The organism is Nocardia bhagyanarayanae (assembly GCF_006716565.1).
GTDB classification, from domain to species: domain Bacteria; phylum Actinomycetota; class Actinomycetes; order Mycobacteriales; family Mycobacteriaceae; genus Nocardia; species Nocardia bhagyanarayanae.
This window is the reverse complement of the sequence record NZ_VFPG01000001.1, coordinates 50,504-68,571: the sequence shown is the minus strand read 5'-3', so window position 1 is coordinate 68,571 and position 18,068 is coordinate 50,504. Positions and strand designations below refer to the sequence as shown.

13 protein-coding genes and 2 tRNA genes are annotated in these 18,068 nt (G+C 68.9%); 6 read left to right on the top strand and 9 right to left on the bottom strand.

All coding sequences use genetic code 11. The features are described from left to right. Positions 1–5: 5 nt before the first annotated feature. Genes FB390_RS00300 through FB390_RS00285 form a run of 4 tightly spaced genes read left to right on the top strand, consistent with a single transcriptional unit; the run spans position 6 to position 3,920 of the window. A complete protein-coding gene (locus FB390_RS00300; RefSeq protein WP_141807142.1) occupies positions 6–1,145 on the top strand; it encodes an acyl-CoA dehydrogenase family protein in 1,140 nt (379 codons plus the stop codon). Continuing rightward, entirely contained in the window at positions 1,142–2,203 is a 1,062-nt protein-coding gene (locus FB390_RS00295) for an enoyl-CoA hydratase/isomerase family protein (protein ID WP_141807141.1), read from the top strand. The genes FB390_RS00300 and FB390_RS00295 overlap by 4 nt, the downstream gene beginning before the upstream one ends. Before the next feature lie 23 nt (positions 2,204–2,226). Continuing rightward, positions 2,227–3,147 (top strand): 3-hydroxyisobutyrate dehydrogenase, encoded by a 921-nt coding sequence (mmsB, locus tag FB390_RS00290; protein ID WP_141811458.1) that lies wholly within the window; start codon positions 2,227–2,229, stop codon positions 3,145–3,147. After that, complete coding sequence (locus FB390_RS00285) at positions 3,144–3,920, top strand: enoyl-CoA hydratase (protein WP_141807140.1); 777 nt, start codon at positions 3,144–3,146, stop codon at positions 3,918–3,920. The genes mmsB and FB390_RS00285 overlap by 4 nt, the downstream gene beginning before the upstream one ends. Positions 3,921–4,100: 180 nt before the next feature. On the opposite strand, the gene FB390_RS00280 is transcribed toward FB390_RS00285, so the two are convergent. The 3 genes from FB390_RS00280 to FB390_RS00270 all read right to left on the bottom strand — a co-directional run bounded on the left by FB390_RS00280 (position 4,101) and on the right by FB390_RS00270 (position 6,735). Beyond that, positions 4,101–4,925: a DUF6159 family protein gene (locus tag FB390_RS00280; protein ID WP_141807139.1), complete on the bottom strand. Its 825-nt coding sequence runs from the start codon at positions 4,923–4,925 to the stop codon at positions 4,101–4,103. Positions 4,926–4,998: 73 nt separating this feature from the next. Then, positions 4,999–6,057 carry an Hsp70 family protein gene (locus FB390_RS00275; protein ID WP_141807138.1) on the bottom strand — a complete coding sequence of 353 codons (1,059 nt, stop codon included), beginning with the start codon at positions 6,055–6,057 and terminating at the stop codon, positions 4,999–5,001. A gap of 129 nt (positions 6,058–6,186) precedes the next feature. After that, positions 6,187–6,735: a MarR family winged helix-turn-helix transcriptional regulator gene (locus FB390_RS00270; RefSeq protein WP_141807137.1), complete on the bottom strand. Its 549-nt coding sequence runs from the start codon at positions 6,733–6,735 to the stop codon at positions 6,187–6,189. Positions 6,736–6,879: 144 nt separating this feature from the next. Between FB390_RS00270 and FB390_RS00265 the strand changes: the two genes are divergently transcribed. Beyond that, positions 6,880–6,954, top strand: a tRNA-Cys gene (locus FB390_RS00265). 94 nt (positions 6,955–7,048) lie between these two features. Here the strand turns inward: FB390_RS00265 and FB390_RS00260 are convergent. From FB390_RS00260 to FB390_RS00235, 6 genes are all read right to left on the bottom strand, one after another. Beyond that, positions 7,049–8,242, bottom strand: coding sequence for a metallophosphoesterase family protein (locus FB390_RS00260; RefSeq protein ID WP_246123785.1), 1,194 nt, complete (start codon positions 8,240–8,242; stop codon positions 7,049–7,051). A gap of 235 nt (positions 8,243–8,477) precedes the next feature. Further along, a complete protein-coding gene (locus FB390_RS00255; protein WP_141807135.1) occupies positions 8,478–9,608 on the bottom strand; it encodes a DUF7373 family lipoprotein in 1,131 nt (376 codons plus the stop codon). 74 nt (positions 9,609–9,682) lie between these two features. Then, the gene (locus tag FB390_RS00250; protein WP_141807134.1) at positions 9,683–13,909 is read right to left on the bottom strand and encodes an SMI1/KNR4 family protein; all 4,227 of its coding nucleotides are present in this window, start codon (positions 13,907–13,909) and stop codon (positions 9,683–9,685) included. Between the two features lie 534 nt (positions 13,910–14,443). Next, positions 14,444–14,516, bottom strand: a tRNA-Arg gene (locus FB390_RS00245). A gap of 121 nt (positions 14,517–14,637) precedes the next feature. Continuing rightward, the gene (locus FB390_RS00240; protein WP_141807133.1) at positions 14,638–15,342 is read right to left on the bottom strand and encodes a DUF305 domain-containing protein; all 705 of its coding nucleotides are present in this window, start codon (positions 15,340–15,342) and stop codon (positions 14,638–14,640) included. Continuing rightward, positions 15,343–16,275: a thioredoxin-like domain-containing protein gene (locus FB390_RS00235; RefSeq protein ID WP_141807132.1), complete on the bottom strand. Its 933-nt coding sequence runs from the start codon at positions 16,273–16,275 to the stop codon at positions 15,343–15,345. It abuts the gene before it with no gap. 111 nt (positions 16,276–16,386) lie between these two features. On the opposite strand from FB390_RS00235, the gene argS reads away from it, so the two are divergent. Next, positions 16,387–18,045, top strand: a complete 1,659-nt coding sequence (argS, locus tag FB390_RS00230; RefSeq protein ID WP_141807131.1) for an arginine--tRNA ligase — start codon at positions 16,387–16,389, stop codon at positions 18,043–18,045. The last annotated feature ends 23 nt before the right edge of the window (positions 18,046–18,068 follow it).

The following is an 18,068-nucleotide window of genomic DNA, read 5'->3' as shown; positions in this document are numbered from 1 at the left end:
GCCGGATGTTCACCTTGAACGAGGACGAGCGCGCGATCGGTGAGACCGCGCGCCAGTTCGCCGACGAGTTCCTCGCGCCCAACGCGCTGGAATGGGACGAGCAGAAACACTTTCCGGTGGACGTGCTGCGCAAGGCGGGCCCGCTCGGGCTCGGCGGCATCTACGTCCGCGAGGACGTGGGCGGCTCGGGGCTGCGCAGGCTCGACGCTGTGCGGATCTTCGAGCAGCTGGCCACCGGATGCCCGGCGGTGGCGGCCTATATCTCCATCCACAACATGGCCGCCTGGATGATCGATGCCTACGGCACCGAGGAGCAGCGCCGGCGCTGGCTGCCGGGACTGACCTCGATGGAGTTGCTCGGCAGCTACGCGCTGACCGAACCGGGCGTCGGCTCCGACGCGGCGGCATTGAGCACCAAGGCCGTTCGCGACGGCGACGACTACATCCTCAACGGCGCGAAGCAGTTCATTTCCGGCGCGGGCGCCAACGACGTCTACGTGCTGATGGTGCGCACGGGTGACGAAGGCGCGCGCGGCATTTCGGCGCTGATCGTTCCCGCCGACACCCCGGGCCTCTCGGTCGGGCCGAACGAGCGGAAGATGGGCTGGAACGCCCAGCCGACCCGCCAGGTCGTCCTGGAGGACGTCCGCGTCCCGGTCGCCAACCGGCTCGGCGCGGAGGGCGACGGCTTCCGCATCGCGATGAACGGGCTCAACGGTGGCCGGCTGAACATCGCGGCCTGCTCGGTCGGCGGTGCGCAGGCGGCGCTGGACAAGGCGGTGCCGTATCTCGCCGACCGCCAGGCCTTCGGCAAGCCGCTGAACAAGAACCAGGCGCTGCAATTCGAACTGGCCGATATGCGCACCGGATTGGAGGCCGCGCGGACGCTGCTGTGGCGCGCGGCCGCCGCCCTCGACGCGGACGCGCCCGACAAGGTCGAACTGTGCGCGATGGCCAAGCGATTCGCCACCGACGTCGGCTTCGAGGTGGCCAACAAGGCCCTCCAATTGCACGGCGGCTACGGCTATCTGCACGAATACGGTTTGGAGAAGATCGTCCGGGATCTGCGCGTGCACCAGATCCTCGAGGGCACCAACGAAATCATGCGGGTGGTCGTAGCCCGCTCGGTCATAGGAGCAGCATGAGTGACGTACTCATCGAGAAGCGCGACGGCCTGGGGCTGATCACGCTGAACCGGCCCAAGGCCATCAACGCGCTGAATCACCCGATGGCGCTTGCCATCACGGATGCCCTGCGAGCGTGGGCCGAGGACGACGAGGTCCGCACCGTCGTGGTGACCGGCGCGGGTGAGCGCGGGCTGTGCGCGGGCGGCGACATCGTCGCGATCCATGCCGATGCGAAAACCGGTGCGGCGGGCGCTGATTCGCCGACCGGCGTGTTCTGGCGCGACGAGTACATCCTCAACGCGCTGATCGGTCGCTACTCGAAGCCCTACGTGGTGGTGATGGACGGTATCGTGATGGGCGGCGGGGTAGGCCTTTCCGGTCACGGCAGCCACCGCATCGTCACCGAGCGGTCCAAGGTCGGCATGCCCGAGGTCGGCATCGGCTTCGTCCCCGATGTCGGTGGCACCTACCTGCTCGCGCGCACACCGGGCGAGATCGGCACGCACGTCGCGCTGACCACCGCGCGGATGAGCGCGGGTGACGCCATCGCGGCCGGATTCGCCGACTACTACGTGCCTTCCGACGACATCCCGGCGCTGCTCGACGCGCTGCGCACCGCGACCGCCGACGCCGCCATCGCCGAGTTCGCCAAGCCCGCACCGGAATCCGAACTCCTGGGGCAGCGGGACTGGATCGACGCCTGCTACAGCGCGGACACCGTCGAGGAGATCGTGGCGCGGCTGCAAGCTCACGACGCGCCGGAGGCGAGCAAGGCGGCTTCCGACCTGCTCGCCAAATCGCCTGTCGCGCTGAAGGTCACGCTGCGCTCGTTGCGCGCGGCGCGCGAGCTGCCGAGCCTGGAGGCGGTGCTGAACGAGGAGTACCGCGTCTCCATCGCCTCGCTCGGGTCGCACGACCTGGTCGAGGGCATTCGCGCGCAGGTCGTCGACAAGGACCGCAACCCGCAGTGGCGACCGGCGACCCTCGCCGAGGTCACCGACGCGCAGGTGGCGGCGTACTTCGCCGAATTGGGCGACAAGGAACTGGGTTTGGCGACAGCGGAGGCGGAGCAGTGAACACAGCATCGCACAGCGATTCGATGAGGGGCGGTGGCCGGGCGACGGGTGGGCAGATCGGTTTCCTCGGCCTCGGCCACATGGGCGCGCCCATGGCGGCCAATCTGGTCCGCGCGGGTTACGACGTGCTCGCGTTCGACCCGGTGCCGGCGGCGCAGGAGCAGGCACGCAAGGACGGCGCGACCGTCGTCGAGACGGCCGTCGCGGCCGCGACGGACCGCGACGTGGTGATCACCATGCTGCCCAACGGCAAGCTGGTGCTCGACGTCTACGCCGACCTGCTGCCCGCCGCGAACCCGGGCACCCTGTTCATCGACTGCTCCACCATCGACGTGGCCGATGCCAAGGAGGCCGCGGCGCGGACCGTCGCGGCCGGGCACCGCGCGCTCGACGCACCCGTCTCCGGCGGTGTCGCGGGCGCGGCGGCGGGCACCCTGACCTTCATGGTCGGCGGCGCGGCGGCCGATTTCGCCGACGCGCTCCCGGTGCTGGAGGTGATGGGCGGCAAGGTGGTGCACTGCGGCGACGCGGGCGTCGGCCAGGCCGCCAAGATCTGCAACAACATGCTGCTCGGTATCTCGATGATCGGCCTGTCCGAGGCGCTGGTGCTCGGCGAGAAACTGGGCCTGAGTCACCAGTCGTTCTTCGACGTGGTCTCCACCGCCTCGGGCCAGAGCTGGGCGCTGACCAGCTACTGCCCGGTGCCCGGCCCGGTCCCGACCAGCCCGGCGAACAACGACTACCAGCCGGGATTCGCCACCGCGCTGATGACGAAGGACCTCGGCCTCGCCGCGAACGCCTTGCGCGCCAACGGCATCGACGGGCAGCTCGGCGCGCTCGCCGCGGAGATCTACACCCGGTTCAACCAGACGGACGCGGGCAAGGACTTCTCGGCTATCGTCACCGATATCCGTAACCGATCCGAGCAAGAGGTGACCGAGTGAGCGACTTCGAGACGATTCTGCTGGAGCGCAAGGGCCGGGTCGGCTGGATCACGCTGAACCGTCCGAAGGCGCTCAACGCGCTGAACGCGCAGGTCCTCGATGACGTGATCGCCGCGCTGGACGAGCTCGAGCACGACGACGAGATCGGCGCCGTGGTCATCACCGGCTCGGAGCGGGCCTTCGCGGCGGGCGCCGACATCAAGGAGATGCAGCCCAAGTCGTACATGGACATGTTCATGGACGATTTCTTCGCCCGGTGGGACCGGCTGGCGAACTTCCGCAAGCCCACCATCGCGGCGGTCGCCGGTTACGCGCTCGGCGGCGGCTGTGAGCTGGCGATGATCTGCGACATCTTGATCGCCGCCGATACAGCCAAGTTCGGGCAGCCGGAGATCAAGCTCGGCGTCATCCCCGGCATCGGCGGCTCGCAGCGCCTGACCAGGGCGATCGGCAAGGCCAAGGCCATGGATCTGGTGCTGACCGGCCGCAACATGGACGTCGAGGAGGCCGAGCGCGCCGGACTCGTCTCGCGCATCGTGCCCGCCGCCGAGCTGCTCGACACCGCGCTCGAGGTGGCCGAGACCATCGCGGGCATGTCGCTGCCGGTCGCCATGATCGCGAAGGAGTCGGTGAACCGCTCCTTCGAGACCACCCTCGCCGAGGGTTTGCGTTTCGAGCGCCGCGTGTTCCACTCGCTGTTCGCGATCGAGGACCAGAAGGAAGGCATGACCGCCTTCGTCGAGAAGCGTCCGGCGAAGTTCAACAACCGCTGAGTCAGTGCACGGCTCGCGCGTCCGCCTTCCGTGGCGTCGCGCGAGCCGTTGCTGTTTCCCGGGCCACGCGCCACCGGTCGGCTCGCCCCGCACCGGTCCCGTCGACGGGTTCGACTCTGTGGGCGCACGGTTCGGCCTGGAACTCCGAGCCGGAATGGCTTCGAGTTCGTCCGACTCCGCTCAGGGCTGGAACGAGCGGGTCAGATCCGCGGCGAACGCGGGCGGCGTGCGTCCGTCGACCGAGTAGCGGTAGAGCGCGGTCTGATACACCGCCGTCGCGGCCGAGAAGAAGATCAGTCCGGTGGTGAAGACGGACAGTCCGAGCCAGCTGCCGATCGCTGTGCCGTATGGCAGGCCGATCCCCGCCTGCGCCTGCGCGCCCAACGCCGCACCGACCGACACGCTCAGCAGGATGCCGACGAGCACTAGCACGTAGCCGACGACGCCGAGACGTGCACTGCTCGCCACGTCGGGGCCCCACCCACGCTCCAGTGCCACCCGCGAATCACGCAGGGCATCAAGAGGTTTGCGGTGCTCCAGGACGATCTTCGGCAGCGTCAGATTCGCCACGTCCGCCCACGCCGTCCGGGTGCGGCCGCGCATCGCGCGCATGTCGCGGAAGTCGTGCTCGACCAGCCGCAGCACGGGTAGCACGGTCGCCGCGGCGAGCGCCCACAACAGGAGCGCGGCCCACCGTGCCCGCGCCGCCCGCCTGCCCTCGGCCGCGCTGGGGTACCCGCCGCGCATCACGATGTCGGTCTGTGCGATGAGCGCGGCATTGCCGAACGTGGTGACGATCATCGTCAGCAGATAGGCGACGCCCACCAGCAGTAACGGCGTCGCCGAGGTTCCGTCGGCGACGTCCGCGCCGACCAACAGCATCGGCGCGCCCATCACGACCGCCCCGATGACAGCCGACCGCGCCGGAAACGCGCGAAGGGCACGATGCGACATCAGGACCCCGAATCCGGTCGTGAGCATGGTTCTTGCGGCGGCGAATGCCATGTGTACACCCCCGTAGTCGTGCGCTTGTGGTTCTCGCGCCATGCTAGCCAACGGGATGTGGCGGGCTCCGGCCTCAGTTGCCAGACAGCTCCGGGGTGGTGCGCAGTTCGATCTGCGTCGGCGCGGTTCCGCCGTGCGGTGGTCGCGCCGAATTCCGTTCCACCGCGAGCAGACCGGCGATCGTCGCACCGAGCGTCGCGGTGACCGCCACGGCCGCGATGACCTTCCGACGGTCGACGCCCGCGGTAGCGGGCCGGTACAGCGTCGCGCCCGCTCGCAGCCGCGTCATCCGCACGTCGCCGGACGGGCGTTCGGCGGCGAGCAGCAACGCGCCGCGGGCCGAGACGTACTCCGGCTCCGGGTCGTAGACCACCGGCAGATCGACGAGTCCGGCCAGTTCGGCGCGCACGCTCGGGCTGCGGGTGCAGCCGCCGAGTAGCACCAGCGCCTCCGGGCGCACCCCGCCCTCCTCGATGAGCTGGCGGACGAAGGACGCCGAATGGTGGATGCCGGCCGCGCACAGTTCGGCCAGGTCGCTGCGGGTCACCACGGCGCGGCCGCCGGAGCCGACATCGGTCGCGGTGACCACCCGCGCGCTGCTGAGCGCCTCGCGATGGCGCCGGCTGGTCAGCCGGTCGGTGAGCACCCCGCCGCGGGCCAGTTGCCAGCGCAGCAGCGCGTCGTAGCCGTCGCCGCCGAGCACCGTGCTGCGTTTGCTGGAAAGGATGGTGTCGGTGCGGCAGTCGGCGTGCGTGACCGTCAGCCCGGAGCTGCCGAGGTCGTAGAGAATCACCGTGCCCGACTCCGGCAGCCTTCCGGTGAAGCGCAGGTACCGCAGCTGGGCGAGCGGCTCGTCGACGATGGTGAGTCGGGTGCGACCCGCCGCGGCACGGATGGAGTCGGCGTGCAGCGGGCAGCGGCAGGTGACCGCGGTCCCGGTGATCAGCTCGTCCCGAAGCTGGGCTGAACGGGACATTCGGCGGATCGCCTCGAACACGGCCTCCTCGACGCCACCGCCCGCGCGGCGAGGTACATGGCAACGATCGATCGGCGGCAGGTGCGGCTGATCGGAATGAGTCAACATCGCCCGCGCGCCACCAGCGCCCGCCGATACCCCCAAGACCAGCACCATGGATTACATGGTGGACCTTTTCCCGTCCGCTGCCAAGGCAACACAGCCGCCGATTCGCTAGTTGGATGCCGGAACGTTACGAGGCGGTCGCTCGCGTGGTGTACGAGACCGACAGGTACGTACCGAAGTTCAGCGATCGCGGGTGTTCCAGCGCGCGGGCGCGCCCCCGGTGTCGAAGTCGCCCGCGGCATGCCGGAATTCCGCGAGCAGCTGCAACAGCGTGTGCAGTCGCTGCGGGGGCAGGCCGGGCTGGGCGAACACCTTCGTGTTCAGCTCCTTGGTCGCCTCGGCGACCAATTCCCTTCCGGCGTCGGTGATCTCGATCAGGGTGGCGCGGCGATCGCTGGGGTGCGGCACCCGTTCCACGAGTCGGGCCGCCTCCAGGCGATCGACGGTGTTGGTGACGCTGGTCGGGTGCACTTGCAGGCGGGCGCTGGCCTTCGCCATCGGCAGCGCGCCGGTCTTGCTGAAGCTGAGCAGCATCAACAGCTCGTACCGGGAGAAGGTCAGACCGGTCGGTTTCAGTGCCTCGTCCACCCGGGCCATCACGATCTGCTGGGCGCGGACCAGCGACGTCACCGCCGCCATGCCGTCGGCGACATCGCCCCAGCCGTGGCCGACCCACTGGCGGTGGGCCTCCTCGATCGGGTCGACTGGGAGCGGGCGTGGCCGAGACATGTCCTCGATCATTCCATGCCGAGCGGCCGTTTCCGTGTCGTGCGCCGACGTTCTATCACCCGCGCCGGGGTCGGGCGCGCTTTCGAATCAGCTCGAGCCCAAGTCTGGTCGCTCGGTGCCCGGCCCGGCATTCTCGAAGGCGAGGCGGGCGTGGCTGAGTGGTTGAGGCAACGGTCTGCAAAGCCGTTTACGCGGGTTCAATTCCCGCCGCTCGCTCCAAGCAAGGGGTGCGCCGGTCGTCGACGCCCCGGTTCGGTGTTACGCCACCGCCGGACCGGGGCGTCGACGTTCGCCGTCCGCGGTGCCGGTAGCTTCAGCTGAGGCCGGAAAAGTCGCGCAGGACAACGTGATTGCGATCGGCGAACGTACCGAAGGTGTAGTCGGGCAAGAGGCCGAAGTATTCGCCGCGGGTGGTGCTGCTCCAGCGCCGGGCGCTCTCGGCGCGCGTCTTGTAGAAGTTCACCATGTAGCCGCCCTCGTACACGCGGAGCAGGCTGTAGCCGCCCGGATACTCCTTCACCGCGGCCACCTCGAGGAATTCCACCGCGATGTTCGCGTCCGGGCGGGTTCGCCGGTTGCGGTGGGTGTGGCCGCTGTGGTGCAGGAAGACGCCGGGCGCGCGCTCGTAGTCGTGCTGGAGCTCCGCGCTGTCCGGACCGTTGAGGACGAAGCCGGGCCCCGCGGTGTTGGTCAGCCCGGACTCGCGGGTCACCGGGTGGTGGCCGAAGACCAGGGTCGGGCGGTCCGGATCGGCGCGCAGCACCTCGGCAAGGCGATCGAACTGCGGTCGATCGATGCGGCCGCCCGAGCCGTCGAGTTCGCTGGTGTCCACGCCGAGCAGGCGCAGCCCGCCGACCTCGTGCTCGACCAGTTGCTGCGGAGGCAGGAAGTTGTCGCCCCAGCAGTCGCGGTGTTCGCCCAGATGCGTGCAGCCCTGGTAGCCGACGTGCGGGCGGTCGTGATTGCCCCTCGTCACCAGGTAGTCGGTGCCGAGCGCACCCCAGGTGTCCAGCCGGGCGCGGACGCCGCGCGATTCCTCCGGCGTCGCCTCGCTGGTCAGGTCACCCGCGACGACCAGCCGGTCCACTTCCCTGGCCCGCAGGTCGTCCAGCAGCGCGTCCAGCATGACTTCCGGGTAGGGCGGCAGCCCGGCGAGCTGGCGGAACCCGGGCGGGAACCCGCCGACCACCAGACCGCTCACCGTCTCGCCGTAGTGCACGTCGTTGGCCAGCGCGATGGTGCGCAACAGGCGGCCCGGCGGTGGCAGCAGGGTGGTGAATTCGCCCGTGGTTTCCGGTGTTCCGGGCGTGAGTGTCGTCAGCGAGAGAGCGGGCGTCGCCCGCGCACCCTGCGACCATGCTTCGAAACGGTAGCGTCGCCCCGGCTCCAAACCGCCGATCTCCGCGTAGTGGAACGGGGTTCGCTCGGGATCGGCGAAGACCGGCACCGGGCCCCGCACGGAATCCGCTGCGCCCAAGCGCACTTCGGCGTCGGATGGAACGGGCACCAGTCTTCCCGACTCGTCCGCCGCCACGGTCGTCCAAGTCAGCACAACCGATTGATCGGTAACCGTGACCACTTCCAAATCCGTCGCCACCGGTGAGACGGACTGCGCCGTTACGCGACTCGCGGGCAGCGCGGAAAGCAGTGCCGCGGAGGCCATCGCGCCGAGCAATGTCCGGCGCGACGGTCCGCAACAGCTCATGAAGGCGAGGGTACGGGAAAGGCCCGTGCGACTCGATCTACTTCGCGGCGTGCAGCACTCGGTACTGCTCTTCGAGCAGGCGGTGCGCGTCGTCCTGTGTCTTCGCCCAGATCTCGCCTACGTACCGACCCGCGGCGACGACGCAGAACCACGAATTCGCACCGCCTTCCGGATCCGAAACGCAGGACGAGGACGGGACCCCGGGTGCGGTCGGCGCGGGCTGGTGCTCGCGCTGCATCTCCGCCAAACCCGCGCGCAGGCGCTGCGCACCCGAGTGGTCGTCGGTGCGGTAGACCGTAGTGCCTTTGTTGGCCATAGCGTTCACTCCGACCTGGCGGAACAGGGACGCCGCGCGCGGTTGGTCCTGCGCGAAGAGCACCGCGCCACGTTGGCGATACGCGCCCTGTTGCGCGTCGCCGTCGCCGATGGTGAGGGCGAAGACGCCATCCGGATCGTAGGGGAGGTCGGGATAGTCGGCCAGTCGCGTCGGAATGAAGCCGTCGAGCAGCGGGCCCTGCAGCTCGATGGCGCGCAGCGTGGATTGCTGCACCTCATCTAGTGTTCCGGCCCGCACCGACGTGTAGATCACGTACTCGCGGAAGGGGGTGAAGGACATTCCCTCCGAGCGTCCCCGTTCTTCCTTGTGGCTGAACCTCGACTCCGGGGCGCCGGGAAGTGGCGCGGGCGTGCGCGCCACCGACTCGAGCAGACCCGGAGAGTGCACCGCGGCGGCCGCCAGATCGGCGGCCGCCCGCCGTGCCGTCGCGTCGTCCGGGAAACGCATCACGCCGTGCGTCAGGTCCTTTCGGCGTTCCCGATCGCCGTTCGTGCGGTGCGCTATGAAACCGGTCAGCAACCCGTTGCGCTCGGCCGCTTCCTTGATGGCGTCGTTGTGCCCCGCCATCACCAGCAGCAGCGCCGGCGTCAACACCCCCGCCCGCCCGTACACCGTGACGTCCGGATCGATATCCGTCGGCAGCGCGAGCACCTCCGCCATCCGCGTGCCCTCCGCCAAGGCTCCCTGCCGATGCCGCTGATCCGGCGAGAGGGTGCTCGTCGGCGCCGCGGAGCTGGTCGTAGTCGCCGACGTCGGAACATCCTCGGGATAACAAGAACTCAGGGCGATCATCGCGGCCACCACGGCCCCCACCCGCAACACGGAACGCACAGGCCCATCCTGCCAAAGGCCGACTGCGGTGCGCGCGGGGGACGGCCGCGCCGAGCTGCTCGGCCGACCGTGCCTCAGCCGTCGGTCTCCTCGTATCCGCTCTTCTGTTTGGCGGCAATCGTTTTCGCGGCCTTGGCGGCCGCCTTGGCCGGGTCGCCGTAGCGCTTGGTGTTGACCGTGCCCACACTGCCTTCTCTACCGTGCCGTGTGGCGACGGTGTCGAGGCCGGGATCGGTGACGATCTCCCAGAACTTGGTGCCGTTGGGCCCGGCGGCCTCGAAGTACCGGCGGGTGAGTCCCGGGCCGCGCCGCTGGCCGCCGAAGAGCATCGTGGTTTCGGGCGCGGCCTGTTCGAGGTGGTCGGCGAAGAGGCTCAGGAACGAGGTCGCGAGGATCCAGGACAGCGACTTCTCCCACCACGAGTAGGCCGGATGCGCGTCCAAGTGCGTGAAGACCCGGTCGTCGGAACTCGGTGACACATCGGAGAACATGGTGTCGACCGACCCGTCGCGGCCGACCACCAGCGCGCTCGAGGTCGACAGCACGGGATCCCACTCGAGTCGCTCGTCACGGTCCAGCGCGGCCGTGTACTTCGCCCCGAGTTTGCGCATGCGTCCCCGTTCCCGCCGTACCTCGGCGGGGCCCAGAAGTCGCAGCCCGGTCTCGCCGATCCGCCACTCGGCGTAGCCGATGCGCTGCCAGAGCGCGCGCAGACTCGCGGGCAGCGGTGCCGTGAGTTCGGCTTCGAGGGCGTCGATGTCCTCGGCTGGGGCGGGCGGGCCGACTTCCGCCATGAACCCGTGGAGACCGGGCGAATGTGCGGTGAATCCCTGTGCCGCCAGGTATTCGGCGATCTCGCCGAGGGCGGCGACATGCCATGCCGCGTCGCGATCGTCGTCGCGGATGCGAGCGCGAACCCATTCGGCGACGGTCAGTTCCTCGCGTACTCGATAGCCGGCCCAGGTCACCCACTCCAAGGTGGACAGCGCCGCACCGTCGCGATACAACTCCAGCTCGCGGCGTTCGTGAGCCGAGGCGAGTTCCGGGTCCACCGCGAACCGTCGCCGGTCGAAGGCGACCAGGTGCTCGCTGTCGGCGTCGGGCCGGTAGAAGGTGCGCATGATCGCCGCACGGCCGGGCAGATACCACGGATCGGATTCGGCGTATTTCGCCGCCGCGCAGGTGGATTTCATCCGGAAGAAGGCGTTTTCGGCGGCGGCCGGGTCGGGAAAGGTGAGGCCGACCGTGTCGAAGCGGCCGTTGTTGATCCCCCACCGATAGACGAGCCGGTCGAGATAACGCACCAGTTCGACGAATTCGTTGCCCGACGCCGTCCACAGCAACGCGCGCTCGGACTGTTCGCGCGCGTCACCCAGGAATTCCCGCATACCGTGATAGCCGATCCGGCTCGTCTGGAAGGGGGTCTTGTTCGCTATGCCGAATCCGTCGAAGGCGTAGATCTCGCCGTCCGAGTCGAGGAACCACACTTCGCCCGTGCCTCGGTCGGTGAGCAGGCGACGCCGCACGGTGGTGCCCGCCAAGGTGCCGAGGTCGTCGTCACCGATCCGGGTGAGTGGCCGCCCCGCCGCACGTGCTCGCTCGCCCTTGTCGAGCAGGGCGCGCCGTGCCGAATCAGCCTCTCCGGACAGCACCTCGGTAAGTCGGGCGCGCATGTCCTCCGAGGTGAGTGGATCGATCCAGTCCCGTCCGCGAGACAGGCTGTCGGGCTCGACTGCATCGGCCGCCATGGATTCCCAACTGGCGTAGGCGGTTCGGACCAGGTCGTACTCGTCGGCTTCCAACGCGGCCACGATGCCGACGACCAGCGCGTACTTGAACACCCGCTGATCGGTCTCGTCCGGCGGCGCGGCCCAGCCGCTGATCTCACGCAGCAGTTCGACAATGGGCCATCGCTGCTTGACGTGATCGGTGACGGCATTGGCGTAGTGCGCGGCGGCACGATAGTCGTGCCGCTCGCGCAACCGCCCCATGATCTCCCGGTGCGCCTCCGCCGAAAAGATCTCGCCGAGTGCGTTTCCCATGCGCCAGACGCTGCGCCGTTCGGTGAACAGCCGCTCGATCAACGCGGTGCGCGCGGCTTCGGAGTTCAGGTTCCGTACCGCGGAATACAGGTTGGCGACCACGTCCTCGAGCTGATCGTCCACCGTCTGCCCGTGGCTGAGTACCGCGCTGTGCGCCGGGTCGGAGTCGGCGTAGCGGCGTCCGTAGTCGTCCAGCGCCGCGATGAGGAAGTCCTGCGCGCCGGAGTGCTGGAAGCGATACAGCTGGTGGCCCGCGGCATTTCGAGCGCTTATCCCGGGATGGGACAAGATGGTGTCGATCATGGCGGCGGCGGCCCGCGCGGCCTGCTCGGGCGACAACCGCGGCAGCACAGACTGTTTCGCGTTCGAATTGAACAGCTGTTCCCACAGCGCTTCGACCGTGCTGGCCGGTGCGGGTTGGGCCGCCAGCCGCAGCAGTTCGTCGAACACCGGCGGATGATGCGCCACCGGGGCGAGTGCGTGGCAGACAGCCTTCTTCAGTTCGTCGTTGGACATCTCGGCGACGATGTCGGAGGCATCCGGCTCCGGTGTGTGCTCGAGCAGCCGGAGGAGCACCGGAACGAAGGCGCTGTCCGGGGAGTCCACCCGCAACCCCTTGACCACGCGGGTGCGTACCTCGGCGGGCAGGTGCTCGATACCGGTGGCGGCCAGCGCGGCCCGATCGGGGTGCGCACTGCCGATCATGGCGTCGAGGGCCCATTCGACGACTTCGGCGTGCGTTTCATCGATGTCCGCGCGCAGCAGAACACGTTGTGCGACAAGCTCGCTCAGCCCGGCGCCATCGATCTCGGCCAGGGTGGCGGCGTAGTCGTCCGCGCGCAGTCGCACCAGGTAGGAAGACGACATCTCGGCATCGGCCCAGCGGAGGTCGAGCTCCGCGCGGGTCAGCACCGGTTCGGTCTCGCACAGCTTGTGGGCTCGCCGCAGGGCGATCAGGCACGCCCTGCTGTACGGGTCTTTGCCGAGCAGTTCGCCGGCGGCCGCGGCGAGCGCCGCCCCGTCGCGCACCAGCGGCGTCACCACGGACAGCGCCCACACGCGGATCGTCCATGCGTCGGCGGATGCGGATAGCAGACGCACGAGAGTATCCGCGGCCGGGCTGTGCTCTCGTCCAGCCCGCCGATCCGCTTCGGCGCGCAGCAGTTCCGTTCCCGTCGTGACAGGCATTCGATCGAGGGCGGCGCCCACCTGTTCAGCGGTCAGCGTCCCGTCGTCCAAGCCGTGGTTCACCCAGCTCGCCCGGGCCAGCGGCAGATGCTCCGGTGCCATCGCCATGGCCGTGAGCGCGGCCCGCGTTCGCGCCTCGTCATCGGGAGCGACGAACTGCTGGAGCAGCGAACGGCGGACGCGGAACTCCGGCACGGACGCCACGTCGCCGTCGATCGCCAGCGTGCCGAAGGACGCGACGAAGGCGTCCAATAGCTCAGGACGCTCGCCGGCACGGCCGATCTCGGCGAGTACGCGTTCGCGGTCGTCGTCCTGTGCGAGCAGGCCGGTGTGCAGCAGCCAGTAGATGGCCAGATGCGGATCTCGATGCAGCAGTGGCAATTCCACCTCGAGCACCTGCTGAGCGTCGGTAGCCCTCCAATGGTGCGTGAAGTGCCCGGCGGCACTGGAGGCCAGGTCCTCCGCGGACTGCATGGGCTTTCCGTCGCGCAGCAACGGCTGCGCCAGCAGCCACACCAGCCACTGGTAGCGCTCGGCCAGCTCGGCGCTGGTCGGACCGGGCCCGGCGTCCGCGGCGAACGACGCCGGACGGAAGGAGTCGCGAATATCGAATCTCGACCGCTCGTCCTCGTCGTTCGCCTCGGCCCGCTCGAGCTCGTCCCGGTAGGCCAGCCAGTCGTCGAAAGAGCCGAACCACAGCTCGATTTCCCGGGTTTCGTGACTCTGCCACCACACCCGGCCGCCGCCGCGCAGATCCAGCAGCGTGTAGTCGTCCCCTTCGTCATCGATGACGACGAATCCACTCAGCGATTTGTCGATCGCTCCGAAGTACGGGTAGTTGATCGCCAAATGGGCGTCCACGAGCGGGCCGCGATCGCCCGCCCAATACTCGAGCAGCCGAGCATCGATGGCGTCGGCCACGCGAGCGGGTACGGGCACGCCGAAGTAGCGGCTGGCGGACAGGTGCAAGTCCATGAGTTCTCTCTGGTATCGAAATGCGCTGTGCCGGTATAAAAGACGGTCGCGCTCCGCGGCGGCTCGCCAGCTGTCGGCACTTGGCGCGACACCCACCGTGCCGACGAACGATCGTCTGCTCCGGGACGGTACTGCACGGCTCGGACAAGAACCCCCACATCGATTCCGCTCCCCGATACCCCGCACCGGCCGAGGCGAGGACGGCCCATGGCGCAAACCAATGTCCACCTCGACAAGGCGCCGGGCCGTCGTTGCCCACCGGCCCGACTTCCGATCAGGTTTCGGGCGTGCCCGACCGACTCCGCTCGCACTTCGCCTTGGGCAAGCGCACGATGCCGTTCGCAAGGTCCACCCCAAGCGGATCACCGGCGCTGTCGAGCCGTTCACCACGCAACTGCCCAGACCGGCTGGCCTCACCGGCGGCGCATCTCCATTTCGGCCAGTACGACGCCAGCGGACCTACGACAGCGATCACACGCTCACGCAACACCCCCACCAAACCCAGCCCACACGATGGGGGTCCGGGAGCGAAGCCCTCCGGGCGGGGCGTGGGGGTCGCACCCCACAAAACACGACGAAACGAGCAATGGCCCACGCCCTCCGTGGGCATGGGCCAAGCAGCGAGTGAAGTGCCCTCGGCAGGATTCGAACCTGCGGCCTTCTGCTCCGGAGGCAGACGCTCTATCCCCTGAGCTACGAGGGCGGGATAGATCTCGGTCGGGCCGGGCGGTCCGATCGGGCGGGGCAAGCGTATCGCATCGTGCGCTGGACGCCAAAAAGGGCGTCGGGCCGGGCGCTTTCGAACGGTCCGGCCCGACGCCGGGTCAGTTGAGGGGGAGGGGGGTGCCGCCGCGAGCGGTCAGCATGGTGGTGAGCAGGCGGGATTCGGCCTGCTGGGTTTCGACCATGCTGGCGGCGAGAGTGCGCACGGCGGTCGTCGCGGCATGCTGGGCCGCGTACTCCATCATCGGCATGCCGCCCTGGTGGTGGCGCAGCATGAGCCGCAGGAACATGGCGTCGGCCTCGGGCGCGGGCGCTTGGCGCAGCGCGGCGAGTTCCTCCTGGGTCGCCATGCCGGGCATGCTCGCCATCGACCCGGACATCTGGTGCCCGCCGCCGTGCCCGTGCCCGGAGTCGGGTTCGCTCATCCAGCCCATGAAACCGTCGGCGCCCTGGGCGGGCTTGTTCCACAGCTGCAACCAACCCTGCATCCGGCCGACCTGGTTCTGCTGGGTGGTCATGATGTCGTAGGCCAGCCTGCGCACGTCGTTGTCGGTCGAGCGCAGCAGAGCGATGCCCGCCATCTCCACGGCCTGCGCGTGGTGCGCGGACATGTCCTGGGCGAAGCCGATGTCGACCGCGTTGGGGTCGGGTTCACCGGAGCCGCCGTCCAGTGGAAGACGCACGAGCGTCCCGATGGCGAACCCGAGCAGGATGGCGCCGATCGCACCGAGGATCAGCAGCGCCACCCCTTGCCTGCGTACTTGCGCCTTGAAGCCGGTCTCCGCGCCGTCGGCCTCGTCCGGCATCTACGAACCCGCTGTCGGTGCGGCCGGTGCGCTGGGCAGACCGGCCGTGCCGGGGAGCCCGGGTGCGCCGGGCAGGCCGGGAACGCCGGGAAGGCTCGGCACACCCGGAATACCGGGCGGCAGTCCACCACCGAGCTCGGACGGATCGGTCGGAATCCCCGCGCCGTCCATCGGCACCGCGTCCGGACCGGGCGGCGTGGGATCGAACGGTTCCGGATTCTCCCGGTCGAAGTACGGGTTGGAGCAGGCCGCGCCGACCTCGGGGTAGGTGTACTGGTTCTGCCGCAGCGCGGTGATGAACTGGTTGATCCGCTTGTCCTGCGGGTCGTCCAGCTTCAGCTGGTGCCCCCACGACTGCAGCGAGATCGCGCTGTCCTGGCCGGGGAAGGGCGACATCAAGGTGTACTGCTTGCCTTCGACCTTCTTCTTCAGCGTGTCGATGCCCGCGGAGTCCACCTTGTCGGGGTTGTAGGTGATCCAGACCGCGCCGTGCTCGAGCGAGTGCACCGCGTTCTCGGTGCGGATCGGTTTCGCGTAGGCGACGCCGGTGCAGTCGGCCCACGCCTGGTCGTGCGGACCACCGAACGGCGGCGTCTGGTCGTAGGCCACCCGCTGAGTCGGGTCGACGTGCTTGCCCGCACCCTGCGCGTAGTCCTTCTTCACCACGCCCGCGATCTGATCCGAGGGATCCTTCTTCTGCGCGCTGGGCGTGTACTTGTCCAGTTCGGCCTGTTCGCGGTATTTGGGGACCAGGTTGTAGGCGAGCGCACCGATCAATGCGATGATTACTGCGGCCGCGCCGATGGCCAACCACGGGACCTGGCGCTTCTTCGGAAGTGGGCCCTTGCCGCCGCCCCCCTTGCGGGAAGGCGACACCTTCCCCGCGGCTCGTACGGCCTTGGCCGACTTCGAGGCGCTGTTGCTACTCGGCATTGCTCGTTGCTCTCTCGATGTGATGAACCGCTGTCGCAGTTCGTTGCGGACGGATCCGGGGCAGTGCCCGCCCGACGGCGTACGCCTGCCCAGACCATAGGATAGAGACTCGTGACTCCAGCTGACCTTGCAGATCTCCTTCGCTCCACCGCGGCGAAGGTGCTTGTCGAACGTGGACTGGACCCTGCGGTCCTGCCCGACGAGGTCAATGTGGAGCGCCCCCGTAATCCGGAACACGGTGACTATGCCACGAATGTGGCCATGCAGGTGGCCAAGAAGGCCGGAACGAATCCCCGCGAGTTGGCCACCTGGCTGGCCGACGCGCTGAGCGCCACCGAGGGTGTTTCCTCGGCGGAGGTCGCGGGCCCCGGCTTCCTGAACATCCGCCTCGCCGCCGCCGCGCAGGGCGCGATCGTGCGGAAGGTGCTCACGGCGGGCGTGACCTACGGCACCGCCGACACGCTCGCGGGCACCCGGATCAACCTGGAGTTCGTCTCGGCGAACCCGACCGGCCCGATCCACCTCGGCGGCACCCGCTGGGCCTCGGTCGGCGACGCGCTCGGCCGCATCCTGGCCGCGCAGGGCGCCGACGTCACCCGCGAGTACTACTTCAACGACCACGGCGCGCAGATCGACCGGTTCGCCAACTCCCTGGTCGCCGCCGCCACCGGCGCGCCGACCCCCGAGGACGGGTACGCGGGCGCCTACATCGGCGAGATCGCCGAGCGGATCGTCGCCGAGAACCCGGGCGTCGTCGACCTGCCCGAGGACGAGCGTCACGAGGTGTTCCGCCGCGAGGGCGTCGAGCTGATGTTCGCCCACATCAAGCAGACCCTGCACGAGTTCGGCACCGACTTCGACGTCTACTTCAACGAGAGCTCGCTGTTCGCCTCCGGCGCGGTGGACAAGGCCGTCGAGGAGCTGAAGTCCTCCGGCAAGCTGTACGAGAAGGACGGCGCCTGGTGGATCGCCAGCTCCGAGTACGGCGACGACAAGGACCGCGTGGTCATCAAGAGCGACGGCAAGTCCGCCTACATCGCCGGTGACATCGCCTACTTCCACGACAAGCGCGCCCGCGGCTTCGACCTGTGCATCTACATGCTCGGCGCCGACCACCACGGTTACATCGGCCGCCTCAAGGCCGCCGCCGCGGCGTTCGGCGACGACCCGGACACCGTCGAGGTGCTGATCGGCCAGATGGTGAATCTGGTGAAAGACGGTGCGGCCGTTCGGATGAGCAAGCGCGCGGGCACCGTGGTCACGCTCGACGACCTGGTCGAGGCGATCGGCGTCGACGCCGCGCGCTACTCGCTGGTGCGGTCCTCGGTGAACTCCAGCATCGATATCGACCTGGATCTGTGGACCAAGCAGGACAGCGTGAACCCGATCTACTACGTGCAGTACGCGCACGCCCGCTCCTGCCGCATCATCGACAACTCCGCCGCGTTCGATTTCGCCTCCGTCGCACCGGATTTCGCCTTGATGACCTCCGACCGTGAGGGCGAGCTGATCCGTACCCTCGGCGAGTACCCCCGGGTGGTCGCGACGGCGGCGGAGAACCGGGAGCCGCACCGGGTAGTCCGCTACCTGGAGGAGCTCGCGGGCGCCTACCACCCGTTCCAGTCCGACGACGACATGCGGGTACTGCCCAAGGGCGACGAGCCGGTCACGCCGCTCAAGTCCGCCCGCCTCGAGCTGGTGAAGGCCACCCGCCAGGTGCTTGCCAACGGTCTCGGCCTGCTCGGCGTCAGCGCACCGGAGCGTATGTAGTGCGCGGGCGACTCGTGAATTCG

Coding starts and splice junctions, on each gene's coding strand:
- FB390_RS00300 (WP_141807142.1), top strand. CDS start 6: ATGTTCACCTTGAACGAGGACGAGCGCGCGATCGGTGAGACCGCGCGC.
- FB390_RS00295 (WP_141807141.1), top strand. CDS start 1,142: ATGAGTGACGTACTCATCGAGAAGCGCGACGGCCTGGGGCTGATCACG.
- mmsB (WP_141811458.1), top strand. CDS start 2,227: ATGAGGGGCGGTGGCCGGGCGACGGGTGGGCAGATCGGTTTCCTCGGC.
- FB390_RS00280 (WP_141807139.1), bottom strand. CDS start 4,925: ATGGCATTCGCCGCCGCAAGAACCATGCTCACGACCGGATTCGGGGTC.
- FB390_RS00275 (WP_141807138.1), bottom strand. CDS start 6,057: ATGGTGCTGGTCTTGGGGGTATCGGCGGGCGCTGGTGGCGCGCGGGCG.
- FB390_RS00270 (WP_141807137.1), bottom strand. CDS start 6,735: ATGTCTCGGCCACGCCCGCTCCCAGTCGACCCGATCGAGGAGGCCCAC.
- FB390_RS00240 (WP_141807133.1), bottom strand. CDS start 15,342: ATGCCGGACGAGGCCGACGGCGCGGAGACCGGCTTCAAGGCGCAAGTA.
- FB390_RS00235 (WP_141807132.1), bottom strand. CDS start 16,275: ATGCCGAGTAGCAACAGCGCCTCGAAGTCGGCCAAGGCCGTACGAGCC.